Below are 12,893 nucleotides of genomic sequence, written 5' to 3'. Positions count from 1 at the left end.
CCTGGGCGCTGCGGCGCTTTGGTCAGGCTTACAAGACCGCACGCGGCGTTTTGTGCGCACAGACAAAGCTCAGCCGCTGCTGGGCATCAATTGCACGGCCAGGTACAGCTCCACCAGGTCGTCCAGGCGGGTGAGGTCTTTGCCGGTCAGCTCGGCAATCCGGTCCATACGGTAGCGCAAGCTGTTGCGGTGAATGCCCAGGGCATCGGCGCAGGCCTGCGGCTGGCCGTTGTGTTCGCACCAGCTGCGCAGGGTACGCAGCAACTGGCCATTGCCATCGCGGGCGACGATGTGGTGCAGCGGCACCAACAATTCCCCCAGGGTGTCTTCGGCGCGGTGGGTCCATAGCAGGGTGGGCAGGCGACAGCGGGTCAGTGACAGAAACAACCGATAGGGTTTCACCGCCTGCCCATAGGCCAGCAGCTCGGCGATCCGGTGGCAGCAGCGGCGCAGCGCATGCACGTCGCTGCAGGGCATGCCCGAGGCCATGCGCTGCAGACTCCAGCCCTGGGTTTTCAGGCGTTCGCTGAAACGTTGCGGGTCGATGCTGATGGGGCAGCACCAGAGCACCGTGTGCGGCGCCGGCGTGCTGCACCAACTGTCGGTGTAATGGCTGCGCAGCCAGTCGGCCAGTTCGGCGGAACTTTGCCCGTCGGCGACCTCGATCAGGTGCGGGGTGCGGCTGAGGTGCGGTTTCAGGCCCAACTGGTGGGCTTCATCGATCAGTCGTTGGGAGCCGCCGGTTTCCCCCAGCATCACCGCCAGCAGATCGTCGCAGCGGGTCTTGCGCCATTGCTGCTCGGCCTGGATACGGCTCTGGTCGACCAGCATTTCGGCGGTCATGCGCACCAGTTCGGCGTAGGTGCGCAGGGCCTGCGGGTCACCGGAAATGCCCAGCACGCCGATCAGTTGCTCGTCGTGCATCAGCGGCAGGTTGATGCCCGGCTGCACGCCCTTGAGGGTGCGCGCGGCCTGTTCATCCAGCTCGACGATGCGGTGGTTGGCCAGCACCAACTGCGCGCCCTCGTGGCGGGTATTGATGCGGTTGGGCTCGCCGCTGGCGAGGATCAGCCCCTGGCTGTCCATTACGTTGACGTTGTAGGGAAGAATAGCCATCGCCCGGTCGACGATGTTCTGCGCCAGTTGGTGAGTGAGTTCGAACATGGGCGGGTCCTGGCAGAAAAACAGTTGGGCAACCATACAACAACTGCCCCGTGGGATTGTCAGCGCGCCCAAACGCCGTCGCGCGGGAGGGGCAGGGCACCATGCTAAACCCATGTGTCGCGCCAGTTTTTGTGCGTGCACACAGAAAATCGTCGGTAAATGGGTGCAAAGCCCCAAAGCGCAGGGGCGGCCAAGTCACTAAGCTCGAATCGCCGGCAGCACCCGATACAAAGCCGCCTCGGCCTACAACAACAAAACACAGAGGATTGACCCCATGCCCAACCCCTCGATCAAGGACGTGGGCGACGTTGAAGGCGATCACGTCTACCGTCGCGTCACCCTGCACCTGATTCCCTTTCTGTTCATCTGCTACCTGTTCAACTACCTGGACCGGGTCAACGTTGGCTTCGCCAAGCTGCAGATGCTCGATGCCCTGAACTTCAGCGAAACCATTTACGGTTTTGGCGCGGGCATTTTCTTCATCGGTTACGTGCTCTGCGGCCTGCCCAGCAACCTGGCGCTATCGCGCTTCGGCCCGCGCCGCTGGATCGGCTTGATGATGATCACCTGGGGCGTGTTCTCCACCTGCCTGCTGTTCGTCACCACACCGATGGAGTTCTACGTGCTGCGCTTTCTGACCGGTATGGCCGAAGCGGGCTTCTTCCCCGGCATCGTCCTGTACCTCTCGCGCTGGTACCCGAACCAGCGCCGCGGGCGAATCATGGCGCTGTTCATGTCGGCGATTCCGGTGTCGGGGCTGCTCGGCGGGCCGTTCTCCGGCTGGATTCTCAACCACTTCGCCGCCGGCCACGCCGGCCTTGCAGGCTGGCAGTGGATGTTCCTGATCCAGGGCTTGCCCACCGTGCTGCTTGGCGTGCTGGCCTTTGTGCTGCTCTGCGACAACGCCGAAAGCGCGCGCTGGCTCAGCCCGGAACAACGCGCCCGAGTGGCCGCCGACATCGCCTTCGACGACCGCAACCGTCCCGTGCAAGCCGACACCTCGGTACTGGCCGTGCTGACCATGCCCTTTGTCTGGGTGCTGGGTTTTATCTACTTCTGCATCCAGAGCGGCGTATACGCGATCAACTTCTGGCTGCCCTCAATCATCAAGAACCTGGGCTTCAGCGATGCCCTGGTGATCGGCTGGATCAGCGCGGTGCCGTACCTGATGGCGGGCGTGTTCATGCTGCTGGTGGGCCGCTCGGCCGACCTGCGCAACGAGCGCCGCTGGCACTTGGTGGTGCCGATGCTGATGGGCGCCATCGGCCTGGTGATCGCTGCCAACTTCGCCACCGTGCCGGTGATCGCCATCCTTGGCCTGACCATCGCCACCATGGGCGCGCTCACCGGCCTGCCGATGTTCTGGCCACTGCCAACCGCCTTCCTCAGCGCCAGTGTGGCGGTGGCGGCGCTGGCCTTGATCAACTCGATCGGGCAGATGGCGGGCTTTCTCAGCCCCTATATCGTCGGCTGGATCAAAGACCAGACCGGCTCCACCGACATGGCGCTGTACAGCCTGGCGGCGCTGACCGTGGTTGGTAGCCTGGTGGCGTTGCGGGTTAGCCGGCCGGTGAAAGCGGGGGCTGCGGCGGCGGCGTAACGGCTGCGAATGAGCGGGTAACCGGGATGGGTTACCCGCTGTGGTCGGCGAGTGGGCGCCTGGCTACTTATCCAGCCCCAGTCCGATGACTACCGCGCCCAGGGCCGTCAGCGCCCAGAACAGAACGCCCACCAATATCCAGCCAATATTGGCCCCGGAATAGCTACTGTTGCTTTTGCCTTGTGGGTCCAGGCTGGCCAGGTTGGCCTGGCGCTGAATCGCCACCATTGGCGGCAAGCTGGCTAGAAGCAAGAAAAGTGGCAGGGCCAGGGTCAGCAGCAACGAGCTGTCGCTATTGGTGAAGACAAACACCGCCAGGCTGATGGCGCTGAGCAACACAAACCAGTTCGCTGCACCGCCGTACTGCCAGGCCGGTTGCTGCTGCGCTTCCAATCGTCTGGAGATCAGCGCACACAGGCTATGGGTGTAAAACACCAGCAGAATCGAGCGCGCTACGGGCCAGATCGGCTTGTTGATTTCTGCGCGCTGGCTGTCCCAGTGGCGGTACGCCCAATACAGCACGTACGCCCCCATGGTGAAGAGATACAACACGCACAGCTTGGCAATCGAGGTCACGAAAAACGACGCGCCGTGTTCGCTGACCGGTTGCTCCGTCAGTGTTGCTTCCGGGGTTTTGTAGAGGTTTTCCATAGTCACTCCTTGAGATGTGCCGCAGGCCGTCCATACCAATAAACCGGCGACACCTTGCCTGCCAGTCGCGGTGGTTTCCAGTGTTTTTAATGCACAACATCGCTACCGGGCGAGGTCCTCGCACCTAAGAAAACAAAAAGCCCCGCAGCTGACGGGGCTTTGAGTGCAAAGGGGCAGGGGCGGGTGGCGCCCTAAGCCTCAAGCAAAAACAAAATACTTACGCACCGTCTCCACCACTTCCCATGTGCCTTTCATCCCAGGCTCCACCACAAAGATATCGCCAGCACGCAGGTGAATCGGTTCCATGCCGTCCGGGGTAATGACGCAGTAGCCTTCCTGGAAGTGGCAGTACTCCCACTTCACGTATTCCACCCGCCATTTGCCCGGGGTGCAGATCCAGGTGCCCATGATCTTGCTGCCGTCTTCCGAGGTGTAGGCGTTCAGGTTGACGGTGTGCGGGTCACCGCCAATGCGCTCCCACTTGCAGGCGTCGACCACGGGCATCGGTTGGGTATCGCGCAGAACGGTGATCGGTTGGCTGGCCATGGGCAGCTCCAGTTGGCGGGGGAATGGGCCACCACCATAGAGCGCGGGGCAGAGCGGCAGTTGTCTGGGGAAGACATGCAGGTGTCTATCTGCGCTATGGCGGCTGCGCCTCGGCAAAGCGCTTTCTCACGCCGGCAATAAATGGTAAATGGAAGGCCTGCTCCACCCACACCGCGCGCAAAGGATCTGCCGCCATGCCATCTCTGCTTGAAAAAACCACCTTTACCTTGAGTCTGCTGCTGGCTTGCCAATGGGCTGTGGCGGATGAAGTTACCCAGGAATGGGAGCGCCTGATCCGCAAGGATTTCAAAGACGGGTGTGTCACCCACCTGGATCCTTATCTGCTTTCCAACGGCACCAACGGGGTTCGAGGCACTGCCTGGCTGGTGCAAACCTGCGAAGGCAATTTTGAGTACGGCGCCACCTACCTGCCGCCCGATGTGCACCCCGAAGAGCTGGAGCGGATAAGCGTGCGGCGCAAGCAACAACTGCGGCCGCTGGCGCCCGTGCAGTTGAAGAGAATGTATTTTTGAAAGACCTGAGCCGGAACGGGACGTTTGCAGCCATGAAGGGACGTTTTATCGCGTTGACGCTGGCGGTCGCCATGACCTGCGCCTGCACCTCCAACCAGTATTTGATCGAGCCTGAAGCGCCGGTTGACCACAGCGCGGTGAAAGACACCGTGTATGTGCTGAACCCTGAGCAGGCCGAGCAGTTTTCGGTTTTGCAGCAGTCGGGGATCTATGTGATTTCTACTGATGCGACGACCAACAAGAAGCTGAAACTCACCGGAATGTATGGCGAAAAACTCTGTGGCATGCCGTTTCTGGGCGCCGTTGTGTTTCTCGGGTTGCTGCCGGTTTCGGTTGAAAAGGACTACCGCTTTACCTACGAAATTCAACAGGGCGAGCGCCGCCAAGCGTACCTGCACAACATCCCGGTGAAGCTGCGCATGTCGGTATGGGAATGGTTGGCCACCCCCTTCGCCAGTACCGAGGATGAACTTCTGATCGAAGGGTTGCCGCTGTACGAGCGTCAGCCGACCACGGACTCCCCAGGTTTTTAATGCCCATGACTGACGAAAATCCGGCCGCCTCCCTCAGCGCTCGCGAGGTCTACCAACTGCTCAAAGACATCGCCCTGGGCGAGCGGGAAATGGCCGCCGCCGGGGCGCAGCGCTGGAGCGCCAGCTACTGCGGCAGTCTGCCCGTCCGGGTCGACGGCTGGCAGCTCAGCGTGTTTTTCGAGGTAGGCGAATTGGGCTACTGCTCGGAATGCCTGGCTCCTGACGGGCGCAGTGGCAGTGTCGACAGCTGGGGCCGGTATGGCACCGACCCCATTCAATTGCTCAGTCGCTGGGAGCGTGAAGAGCTGGAGCGCAAGCTGCGGGCGCTTTGAACTCACCAACAAGGTGGCTAGACACTCGCTTCGGGCTGAGCTTCAGTCTCGGCCTCAGGCACGCGATCAGGTCGGCTGCGGCGTAGATAGATCAGCGCCATTACCGCCAGCAGGTTGATGCCGTAGAAGAGGCTGGTCGAGGTGATATCGGAGAAGAAATCGAACGTGGCGCCGAACTGCAGCGACAGGTGTTTATCCACCTCACCGCCCATCAGCTTCAAGGCCAGGCCGGTGAAAAACTCATAGCTGGCGCCATGAATGGCGAGTATCGGAATCTGCATGGCGTAGCAGATGCTGCCCCACTTCCAGCCCCGCGCTGTGCCGCGCCAGAGCGCGATGCCGGCCACCACCGCCCACAGATTGACCGCCAAAAGCATGCTGACGGGAAGAATCATCAATAGGCTGACGGCGAGCAGTTGCAAACCCAGAATGACCCCGGTGGAAATACCCAGCAGCCCCCCTGACACCAGCAGTACTGCTAGCGCCCTGGAGCCGAATGTTTTCTTGGCAAGTTGCTGCATGTTGTTGCTCCATCGCAAAAAAATAAGCGCAAGACGGGCGAGCGTTAGCGCCCTGTTGATTGTCTGGCTGGGCCCAGAGACGTTGCGGTGCGCAGGGAGTAAGAACAGGCAGGATGCAGGCGGTTTATTGTTGTCATGGTTACCTTTCCCTGGTGGTTGTGGACGGCACGGTATTCGGCCAACCCGGCAGAAATCTAGCACAGCCGTTCCACCCTGCACCGGTCATAGCCGTAGGTGTTGGTGATTTATCACCGCGGGATATCGACCACACGGTGGATTAAGCTTCAGCGGGTTATCGGGACTTTCAACAGCCAGGTAGATGACGGTGAGTTGTGGTCAATGCAGGGGCGTGGACGGCGACTCGATCAATCAAGAATCTCTGAACCGACAAGCCTGGGGATAGAAATGGACGTTATAAAAAACCTCCGTGCCGAGTACCCGGGTGAGGAGGCCTGGCAGGCGTATGTGCACAGCTTTCGCCCGGCCTGGGCGCAGCTGTCGAATCAACAGGCTTATCTGCGAACGTTCGGCGACGAGGACTTGGCCGTCGTGCTGTTTGGGCAGATGGGCGAGCATGCACTGGCGTGGTTTGACCGGCCCTATCCGGCGCTGGAGGGCAGGGCACCGTCAGCGATATTGCGCGACGACGTGGCTGGGGTCGAGGTCATCCGTTCGGTATTGATGAGAGTGCCTTACTGACCCCCGAGGCCAGGCTATTTTTTGCCTGACGTCCAACCGAGCAGGCCTTCATATTCCTTCTGCGTGCTCGCCAAGCGCTGTTCAACTGCGGCAAAGAATTTGTTTGGCCATGGCACGTTGAAGGCAATGGGGTCGATGTTTTCGTGGCCCAGATCTCTCAATGCTGAATACAGCGTCACGTGGCGTACGAACTCCAGCAGGATCGATTCAAATTCGGCATCCGGCTGAGCGATGTGAATATTGCTCTCGATCAACTTCACCAACGTGTCGTGGTTTTGCCTGAAGAAGGTGAGGTGGAGTTGGCTGTTCACTTGGCGGCGAATTGAGTCGTCAAATGCCTTGCCATTGACCAGTTGGTCCCACACCACGTTGTTCTTTTGCAGATACAGGTAGATAGGCCAGTAGAACGATGAAAGTTGTCGTTCGAGGAACTCCAAACGCGTTTTCCTGCTGGCGTCTGCCAACGTCTCCCATCGTTTCCAATACAGGTCCCAAAGAGACTTTGCCACGACGCCAGCGACTGCTGCGACGGCAGTTAGAAGAGGTGTCAGAGCAGGGGTGTTTTCCACGATAAGCCTCATGGCAAAGAGATGAAATCCGTGTGCCTGAGCGATTCTAGACGGCAATGGCGTAATCTTGAATTCACGCACTGCTCCGCGTTTCAATCCTGCGCAATTTCAGCCCTCGAACGACGAATACCTGCCCCCGCTGTTGCAAATGCGCAATCAACCGTTAAGAATGCGAACTATTGCTAATTACTAATACTGTGCATTTCGCATGTCTGACCTGCGCCTCACCCCCAAAGACCCCTTTCACATCCTCTATGCGGAAAACCATCGCTGGTTGCAGGGGTGGTTGTTGCGTCGTCTGGGCTCCCATGCGGATGCGGCGGATCTTACCCAGGACACCTTCGTACGCACATTGAAGTCGCAGCAGGCGGCGTTTATTGATGAGCCGCGGGCGTTTTTGTGTGTGGTCGCCAAGCGGGTGCTGTGTTCGTTCTGGCGGCGTAACGAGCTGGAGCGCGCCTACTTGGAAGCGATTGCCGGCATGCCGGAAGCGGTGGTGCCGTCGGAAGAAGAGTTCGCCTTGCTGCGCGAGGCGGTGGCGACCATCGATGCCATGCTCAACGACCTGCCCGCCAAGGTGCGCCATGCCTTTTTGCTCAACCGCCTGGAAGGCCTGACCCACCAGCAGATTGCCGAGCAACTCGATGTGTCGCTGGCCACGGTCGAGCGCTGGATCAAGCGCGCGGTTACTCAGTGCTTCCTGGCGAGCCTGCCATGAACACCGAACACCCGAGCCTGACGCCCGCCGTCAAAGCCGCTATTGAATGGATGGTATTCCTCGATTCCGGTCGCGCCGACCTCAGCGATCAACACCGCTTCAGCGCCTGGTTGGCCGCCGATGGCGAGCACCGCCGCGCCTGGGAAACCGTCACCGGCGCGGTGCAGATGCCCTTCAACCAACTGGCTGATGCCCAGCGCCAGCTGCCCGGCAGCCTGCAAGCCAGCGCCCGTGTATTGCGCGGCTCGGGCATTTCCCAGGAGCGGCGGCGCCTGCTGCGTGGCGGCGCCACCTTGTTGCTGCTGGCCGGTTTGCCGAGTGTGCTGACGCTGCAGCGGCGCATGCCGCTGGAGGGGCTGTTCAGCGATTTCTACACCCGCACTGGCGAGCGCAAGCAGGTGCGTCTGGCCGATGGCAGCCTGCTGACCTTGAACGCGCGCAGCACCGCCAATGTGTTGTTCAACCAGGGCACGCGGCAGATCACCCTGCAGCAGGGCGAGATCAGCATTCAGGCGGTTGCCGATGGCCAGCGGCCGTTCGAGGTGCTCACCGCTCAGGGGCGGATCAGCACCCTGGCGTCACGTTTTGTGGTGCAGCAACGGGCCGAGCAAACCCTGGTCAGCGTGCAGGAAAACAGTGTGCAAGTTGCCGACCTGCGCGGGCACAGCGGCGTGGTCAGCAGTGGCCAGAGCCTGCGCCTGGCGGCCGGGTTGCCGTTCTCGGTGCTGGCCAGCCGCGCGCGGGAAGATGCCTGGCTCGATGGCCGTCTGGATGTTGACGATGAGTCCTTGGGCGCCGTGGTCGATGCCTTGCGGCCGTATCGCTACGGGTTGCTGCGGGTATCGCCAGCGGCGGCCGGCCTGCGTGTATTCGGCGTATTCCCGCTGGATGACAGCGACCGCACCCTGCAATCGCTGGCGCAGGTGCTGCCGATTACGGTCAAGCAATACGGCCCGGTGACCTTGATCGACCTGGCCTGAGCCGCCGCAAAAAAAACGGCCGGCGAAAAATAATTCAGCGCGCGTGAGGGATTTTTCATTCTCGTGCGACAGAGGAGGAAGTTCCCTCTTACCTCCTGCAAGGAAAGTCTCTCCCATGCGTTCTCACTCACCTCGCGCTGCGCGTCTGGCCATGGCGGTTGCCCTGGCATTTTCCAGCGGCCTGACCACCCTGTGCCCGCTCGCTGCCCACGCTGAAGAAACCCTGCAGCGTTACGACATCGCGGCCATGCCGTTGGAGCAGGCGCTGCGCCAGATCGCACGGCAGAGCGGGCGCAGCATCGTTGCCGACCCGGCGCTGGTCCATGGCCGCTCCAGCGCCGCGGTGCGGGGTGAGTTCAGCGCCGAAGCCGCCGCCCAGCAAGCCTTGAGCGGCAGCGGCCTGGCCTTGCGGATCACCGACAACGGCACCCTGACCGTGGAGAAAGTCAGCACCGGCGACTCGCTGGAACTCAACCCCACCAGCATCGACGCCAACTCAACCCAGAGCGCCTTCGCCCCGGTACCGGGTTACTTCGCCAGCAATGCCAGCAGCGCGAGCAAAACCGACAAGCCGATTCTGGAAACGGTACAGGCCATCAGCGTGGTCACGGCGCAGCAGATCGCCGACCGTAAAGTCGACCGCGTCGAAGATGCCGTGGCCTATTCTTCTGGCGTGCGCGTCGGGGCCTCGGGTCTGGACCCGCGTTTCGACACCATCAGCGTGCGTGGCTTCCCCACCACCGAGTCCGCCGACTTCCTCGACGGCTTGCGTCAGGCCGGCAGTGGTTGGTTGTCGCTGCCCTCGGTCGAGGCCTATAGCCTGGAACGCATCGAAGTGCTCAAAGGCCCGTCCTCTGTGCTGTATGGGCAGATCAGTCCCGGCGGCATGGTCAACCGGGTGAGCAAGCGTCCGAGTCTGCTGGCAAAAAACCAGGTGGAAGTGCAGGGCGGCAACTACGACCACAAACAGGGCCAGTTCGATATTGGCGGCAAGCTGGATGATGACGGCGACGTGCTGTTTCGCACCGTCGGCCTGTACCGCGACGCCGAATACTCCATCGAGCAGATGGACAACAACGCCCGCCTGCTGGCGCCGTCGCTGAGCTGGCAGATCGACCCCGACACCAGCCTGACCCTGCTGGCCCAGTACGAAGAGCGGCAGACCGCCGGCTCGCCGATGACCTACCTGGAAAACGGTCACCTCACCAACTTCTGGCCCGGCGATGAACACTTCGACAAACTCGACCAGCGTAAATGGACGGTCGGTTACGAGTTCGAACATAGCTTCAACGACACCTTCAGCTTCCAGCAGAACCTGCGTTACGGCGAGTTGAACACCACCAACCAGTACCTGGACTTCACCGCCAACGCCGACGGCCACACCTTCGACCGTACCGCCGCCGGCAGCTACGAGGACATGTCTTCGCTGAGCACCGACAGCCGCCTGATCAGCCGCTTTGCCACCGGCGAATTGCGCCACACCCTGATCACCGGCCTGGACTACGCCTGGACCGACACCTCATTGCTTTACGCCACGGGTGCTGCGCCCTCCATCGACCGTAACGCGCCGGACTACCACCAATACGTAGCACGCCCGAGCGATGTCTGGGTAGACCGTGATGGCCTGCTGTTCCGCAGTGGCGTGTACGTGGCCGACCAGATCGAGCTGAACCAGTGGCGCTTCTCTGCAGGCCTGCGCCGCGACTGGGTCCACCAGCGCTCCAACGGTATGGAGTGGGGCAGCGAGATCACCGAGACCAACCAGCACTACGCCGACACCACCGGTTCGGTCGGCGTGCTCTATCTGTTCGACAACGGCCTGGCGCCCTATGCCAGTTACGCCACCTCGTTCCTGCCGCAAAGTGGCAGCCCGGTGGGCGGTGGCCAGTTCGCCCCGAGCGAAGGCGAACAATACGAAGTGGGCCTGAAATACCAGCCGCCCGGTACTAGCGCGCTGTTCACCGCCTCGCTCTACCACCTGACGCAGAGCCACGTGCTGACGGCCGACCCGGCCAACACCGGCTTCAGCGTAGAGACCGGTGAACAGGTGTCAAAAGGCCTGGAACTGGAAGCGGTGGCCGACCTCAGCGACAACCTGAGCCTGAACGCCAGCTACAGCTTCAACTCGCCGGAAGTGACCAAAAGCAACGACGGCAACAAAGGCAAAGACCCGCGCGACGTACCCCGTCACCTGGCCTCGCTGTGGCTGGATTACAACCTGCCCTTCGGCCTGGGCTTCGGCGCTGGCGCACGTTACACCGGCAGTACCTATGGCGACGCGATGAACACCACCAAGAACGATGACTACACCCTGTTCGACGCCGGTGTGCACTACGACTTCAGCGGCAGCCTGGATGGCGTGCGGCTGGCCTGGAACGCCCGCAACCTCACCGACGAGCGCTATGTAAACTGCCAGGAAGGCTACTGCTACCGCGGTGAAGCCCGCAGCCTGGTCACCAGCCTGAGCTACAGCTGGTGATCGCCGCCAACTGGCTGCGCAGCGCAGCGATAACCCTCGGCCTGCTGGTACTGGGCAGCGCCCAGGCCGAGCCGGTGACTATGGACGGTACCGAGCAGTGGCTGATGAAAAGCGCCGAAGGGCGCGACTACCGGATCATGGTCAGCCTGCCGGAGGGCGATGTGCCCTATACCGGCGGTTACCCGGTGATCTACCTGGTCGACGGCAATGCGTTTTTCCCGGCGCTGCATGCGGCCAAGCGGGCGCAGGAGCGTTTGAAGGGCTCGATTGTGGTTGCCATCGGCTACCCCAGTGACACGCCCTACGACTTCAACCGCCGCGCCTTTGACCTGTCGCCGCCCCAACCGGCCGAGCGCAACGACCCGCCGCAAGGTGGCCAGGACTTGTTTCTCGACTTCATCGAAAAACGCCTGATGCCCAAGGTCAATGAGCGCTTCAAGGTCGATCAGGACCAACGCAGCCTGGTGGGCTGGTCGTTCGGCGGCATGTTCGGCATCTACACCCTGTTCACCCGCCCGGCGCTGTTTCAGCATGTGGTCGCGGTGAGCCCGAGCCTGTGGTGGCGTGACCGCTTCCTGCTGGAACCAGAGCGGGTGTTCACCCAGCAAGCGCACGCCGGCAAGCTCAACCTGACCCACAGCAGCCTGAGCATCGTCGTTGGCGACCGCGAAATGGCGCAGGAAATCCAGGACGCCCGCTCGCTGCAACTGCGCCTGGAAAACCTCTCGCAATACGGCCTGCGCAGCGCCTTCCAGATCGAAGCGGGGGAGGACCACACCTCGATCATGTTCCGCACCTCGACCCGAGTGCTGGACGACTTGCTCAGCACCCGGCGTTTCTGATTGGGCTTCAGCCCGTTGGGATAGCGTGGCCGGTTTCCTCAAACCGGCCGATTGAGCACCAACAAACGCGCCGCCAATGCCGCCATCACCGCCGCAAAGCCATAAGCCCCGAGGCGTTTGGAAACCCTGCCGCTCGGCAGTCGGCCATGCAGCCAGCCGGCACACGCCCCGAGCAGGGTGTGAAACAGCAAGGCGATCAGCGCCAGCAGCGAACCGAGGAACACCAACTGCAAGGTGACGCTGCCACGTTCCGCGTTGACGAACTGCGGCAGAAACACCATGAAGAACAGCAGCGCCTTGGGGTTCAACAGGCTGTTGAGCGTGGCGCGCACAAAGATCTTGCGCAGCGACGCCTGGGTGGCTTGCGCGCCGGTGTCCGCAGGAGGGGTTTTCACTGCCTGCCAGGCCAGCCACAGCAGATAGGCCGCGCCGGCCCAGCGCAGCACGTCAAACGCGGGCGTCCAGCTCATCACCAGGGCGCCAAGGCTGGCGCTGACCATGATCGTCATCAGCACATCTGCCAGAGTTATCCCCAAAGCTGCCGCCAGGCCGGCGCGCCAGCCGTGGGCCACCGCGTGGCTGCTGACAAAAGCCATATTCGGCCCCGGCACGATCAGCAACAGCAGGGTGGCGACGATAAACAGATGGAGGCTGGTGGTATCCGGCATGGCGCATGACTTCCTCGGGTGAGCCAGCATGCTAACTGCGGCTACTCAGCCAGCAGCA

At 61.8% G+C, this 12,893-nt stretch carries 15 protein-coding genes; 9 read left to right on the top strand and 6 right to left on the bottom strand.

All coding sequences use genetic code 11. From position 1 onward, the window contains the following. Positions 1-69: 69 nt before the first annotated feature. Positions 70-1,164, bottom strand: coding sequence for a sugar diacid recognition domain-containing protein (locus C8K61_RS14160; protein ID WP_108096894.1), 1,095 nt, complete (start codon positions 1,162-1,164; stop codon positions 70-72). A gap of 274 nt (positions 1,165-1,438) precedes the next feature. Between C8K61_RS14160 and C8K61_RS14155 the strand changes: the two genes are divergently transcribed. Next, positions 1,439-2,764, top strand: a complete 1,326-nt coding sequence (locus C8K61_RS14155) for an MFS transporter (RefSeq protein ID WP_108096893.1) — start codon at positions 1,439-1,441, stop codon at positions 2,762-2,764. 63 nt (positions 2,765-2,827) lie between these two features. Here the strand turns inward: C8K61_RS14155 and C8K61_RS14150 are convergent, their stop codons facing one another. Further along, positions 2,828-3,415 carry a hypothetical protein gene (locus C8K61_RS14150; RefSeq protein ID WP_108096892.1) on the bottom strand — a complete coding sequence of 196 codons (588 nt, stop codon included), beginning with the start codon at positions 3,413-3,415 and terminating at the stop codon, positions 2,828-2,830. A gap of 198 nt (positions 3,416-3,613) precedes the next feature. Continuing rightward, positions 3,614-3,961, bottom strand: a complete 348-nt coding sequence (locus C8K61_RS14145) for a cupin domain-containing protein (RefSeq protein WP_108096891.1) — start codon at positions 3,959-3,961, stop codon at positions 3,614-3,616. Positions 3,962-4,155: 194 nt separating this feature from the next. Here C8K61_RS14145 and C8K61_RS14140 point away from each other — a divergent pair, with 194 nt between their 5' ends. Genes C8K61_RS14140 through C8K61_RS14130 form a run of 3 tightly spaced genes read left to right on the top strand, consistent with a single transcriptional unit; the run spans position 4,156 to position 5,359 of the window. Further along, positions 4,156-4,494: a hypothetical protein gene (locus tag C8K61_RS14140; RefSeq protein WP_108096890.1), complete on the top strand. Its 339-nt coding sequence runs from the start codon at positions 4,156-4,158 to the stop codon at positions 4,492-4,494. Next, positions 4,491-5,027, top strand: coding sequence for a hypothetical protein (locus C8K61_RS14135; protein ID WP_146174289.1), 537 nt, complete (start codon positions 4,491-4,493; stop codon positions 5,025-5,027). Before C8K61_RS14140 ends, C8K61_RS14135 begins: the two co-directional genes overlap by 4 nt. Before the next feature lie 5 nt (positions 5,028-5,032). After that, positions 5,033-5,359 (top strand): hypothetical protein, encoded by a 327-nt coding sequence (locus C8K61_RS14130; RefSeq protein ID WP_108096953.1) that lies wholly within the window; start codon positions 5,033-5,035, stop codon positions 5,357-5,359. 17 nt (positions 5,360-5,376) lie between these two features. Here the strand turns inward: C8K61_RS14130 and C8K61_RS14125 are convergent, their stop codons facing one another. Then, positions 5,377-5,880, bottom strand: a complete 504-nt coding sequence (locus tag C8K61_RS14125; RefSeq protein ID WP_108096888.1) for a hypothetical protein — start codon at positions 5,878-5,880, stop codon at positions 5,377-5,379. A 405-nt stretch (positions 5,881-6,285) separates the two neighbouring features. Here C8K61_RS14125 and C8K61_RS26745 point away from each other — a divergent pair, with 405 nt between their 5' ends. Further along, positions 6,286-6,579 carry an antitoxin Xre/MbcA/ParS toxin-binding domain-containing protein gene (locus C8K61_RS26745; protein WP_158272508.1) on the top strand — a complete coding sequence of 98 codons (294 nt, stop codon included), beginning with the start codon at positions 6,286-6,288 and terminating at the stop codon, positions 6,577-6,579. A 14-nt stretch (positions 6,580-6,593) separates the two neighbouring features. On the opposite strand, the gene C8K61_RS14115 is transcribed toward C8K61_RS26745, so the two are convergent. After that, positions 6,594-7,148: a hypothetical protein gene (locus tag C8K61_RS14115; RefSeq protein WP_146174287.1), complete on the bottom strand. Its 555-nt coding sequence runs from the start codon at positions 7,146-7,148 to the stop codon at positions 6,594-6,596. A 208-nt stretch (positions 7,149-7,356) separates the two neighbouring features. On the opposite strand from C8K61_RS14115, the gene C8K61_RS14110 reads away from it, so the two are divergent. From C8K61_RS14110 to C8K61_RS14095, 4 genes are all read left to right on the top strand, one after another. Next, positions 7,357-7,866: a sigma-70 family RNA polymerase sigma factor gene (locus C8K61_RS14110; RefSeq protein ID WP_108096885.1), complete on the top strand. Its 510-nt coding sequence runs from the start codon at positions 7,357-7,359 to the stop codon at positions 7,864-7,866. Then, positions 7,863-8,846, top strand: coding sequence for a FecR domain-containing protein (locus tag C8K61_RS14105; RefSeq protein ID WP_108096884.1), 984 nt, complete (start codon positions 7,863-7,865; stop codon positions 8,844-8,846). The genes C8K61_RS14110 and C8K61_RS14105 overlap by 4 nt, the downstream gene beginning before the upstream one ends. A gap of 115 nt (positions 8,847-8,961) precedes the next feature. Next, positions 8,962-11,325, top strand: a complete 2,364-nt coding sequence (locus tag C8K61_RS14100) for a TonB-dependent siderophore receptor (protein WP_108096883.1) — start codon at positions 8,962-8,964, stop codon at positions 11,323-11,325. Beyond that, positions 11,322-12,167, top strand: coding sequence for an alpha/beta hydrolase (locus tag C8K61_RS14095; RefSeq protein ID WP_256589434.1), 846 nt, complete (start codon positions 11,322-11,324; stop codon positions 12,165-12,167). The genes C8K61_RS14100 and C8K61_RS14095 overlap by 4 nt, the downstream gene beginning before the upstream one ends. Before the next feature lie 38 nt (positions 12,168-12,205). On the opposite strand, the gene C8K61_RS14090 is transcribed toward C8K61_RS14095, so the two are convergent. Next, a complete protein-coding gene (locus tag C8K61_RS14090; RefSeq protein WP_108096882.1) occupies positions 12,206-12,835 on the bottom strand; it encodes a LysE family translocator in 630 nt (209 codons plus the stop codon). Between the last annotated feature and the right edge of the window lie 58 nt (positions 12,836-12,893).

The sequence above is a fragment of the Pseudomonas sp. GV071 genome, from assembly GCF_003050835.1.
Taxonomy (GTDB): Bacteria; Pseudomonadota; Gammaproteobacteria; order Pseudomonadales; family Pseudomonadaceae; genus Aquipseudomonas.
The sequence above is the reverse complement of the archived record's forward strand: the minus strand, read 5'-3'. Positions and strand labels throughout refer to the sequence as shown.

Coding starts and splice junctions, on each gene's coding strand:
- C8K61_RS14090 (WP_108096882.1), bottom strand. CDS start 12,835: ATGCCGGATACCACCAGCCTCCATCTGTTTATCGTCGCCACCCTGCTG.
- C8K61_RS14110 (WP_108096885.1), top strand. CDS start 7,357: ATGTCTGACCTGCGCCTCACCCCCAAAGACCCCTTTCACATCCTCTAT.
- C8K61_RS14155 (WP_108096893.1), top strand. CDS start 1,439: ATGCCCAACCCCTCGATCAAGGACGTGGGCGACGTTGAAGGCGATCAC.
- C8K61_RS14130 (WP_108096953.1), top strand. CDS start 5,033: ATGACTGACGAAAATCCGGCCGCCTCCCTCAGCGCTCGCGAGGTCTAC.
- C8K61_RS14145 (WP_108096891.1), bottom strand. CDS start 3,961: ATGGCCAGCCAACCGATCACCGTTCTGCGCGATACCCAACCGATGCCC.
- C8K61_RS14100 (WP_108096883.1), top strand. CDS start 8,962: ATGCGTTCTCACTCACCTCGCGCTGCGCGTCTGGCCATGGCGGTTGCC.
- C8K61_RS14105 (WP_108096884.1), top strand. CDS start 7,863: ATGAACACCGAACACCCGAGCCTGACGCCCGCCGTCAAAGCCGCTATT.
- C8K61_RS14160 (WP_108096894.1), bottom strand. CDS start 1,164: ATGTTCGAACTCACTCACCAACTGGCGCAGAACATCGTCGACCGGGCG.
- C8K61_RS14150 (WP_108096892.1), bottom strand. CDS start 3,415: ATGGAAAACCTCTACAAAACCCCGGAAGCAACACTGACGGAGCAACCG.
- C8K61_RS14125 (WP_108096888.1), bottom strand. CDS start 5,880: ATGCAGCAACTTGCCAAGAAAACATTCGGCTCCAGGGCGCTAGCAGTA.
- C8K61_RS14140 (WP_108096890.1), top strand. CDS start 4,156: ATGCCATCTCTGCTTGAAAAAACCACCTTTACCTTGAGTCTGCTGCTG.
- C8K61_RS26745 (WP_158272508.1), top strand. CDS start 6,286: ATGGACGTTATAAAAAACCTCCGTGCCGAGTACCCGGGTGAGGAGGCC.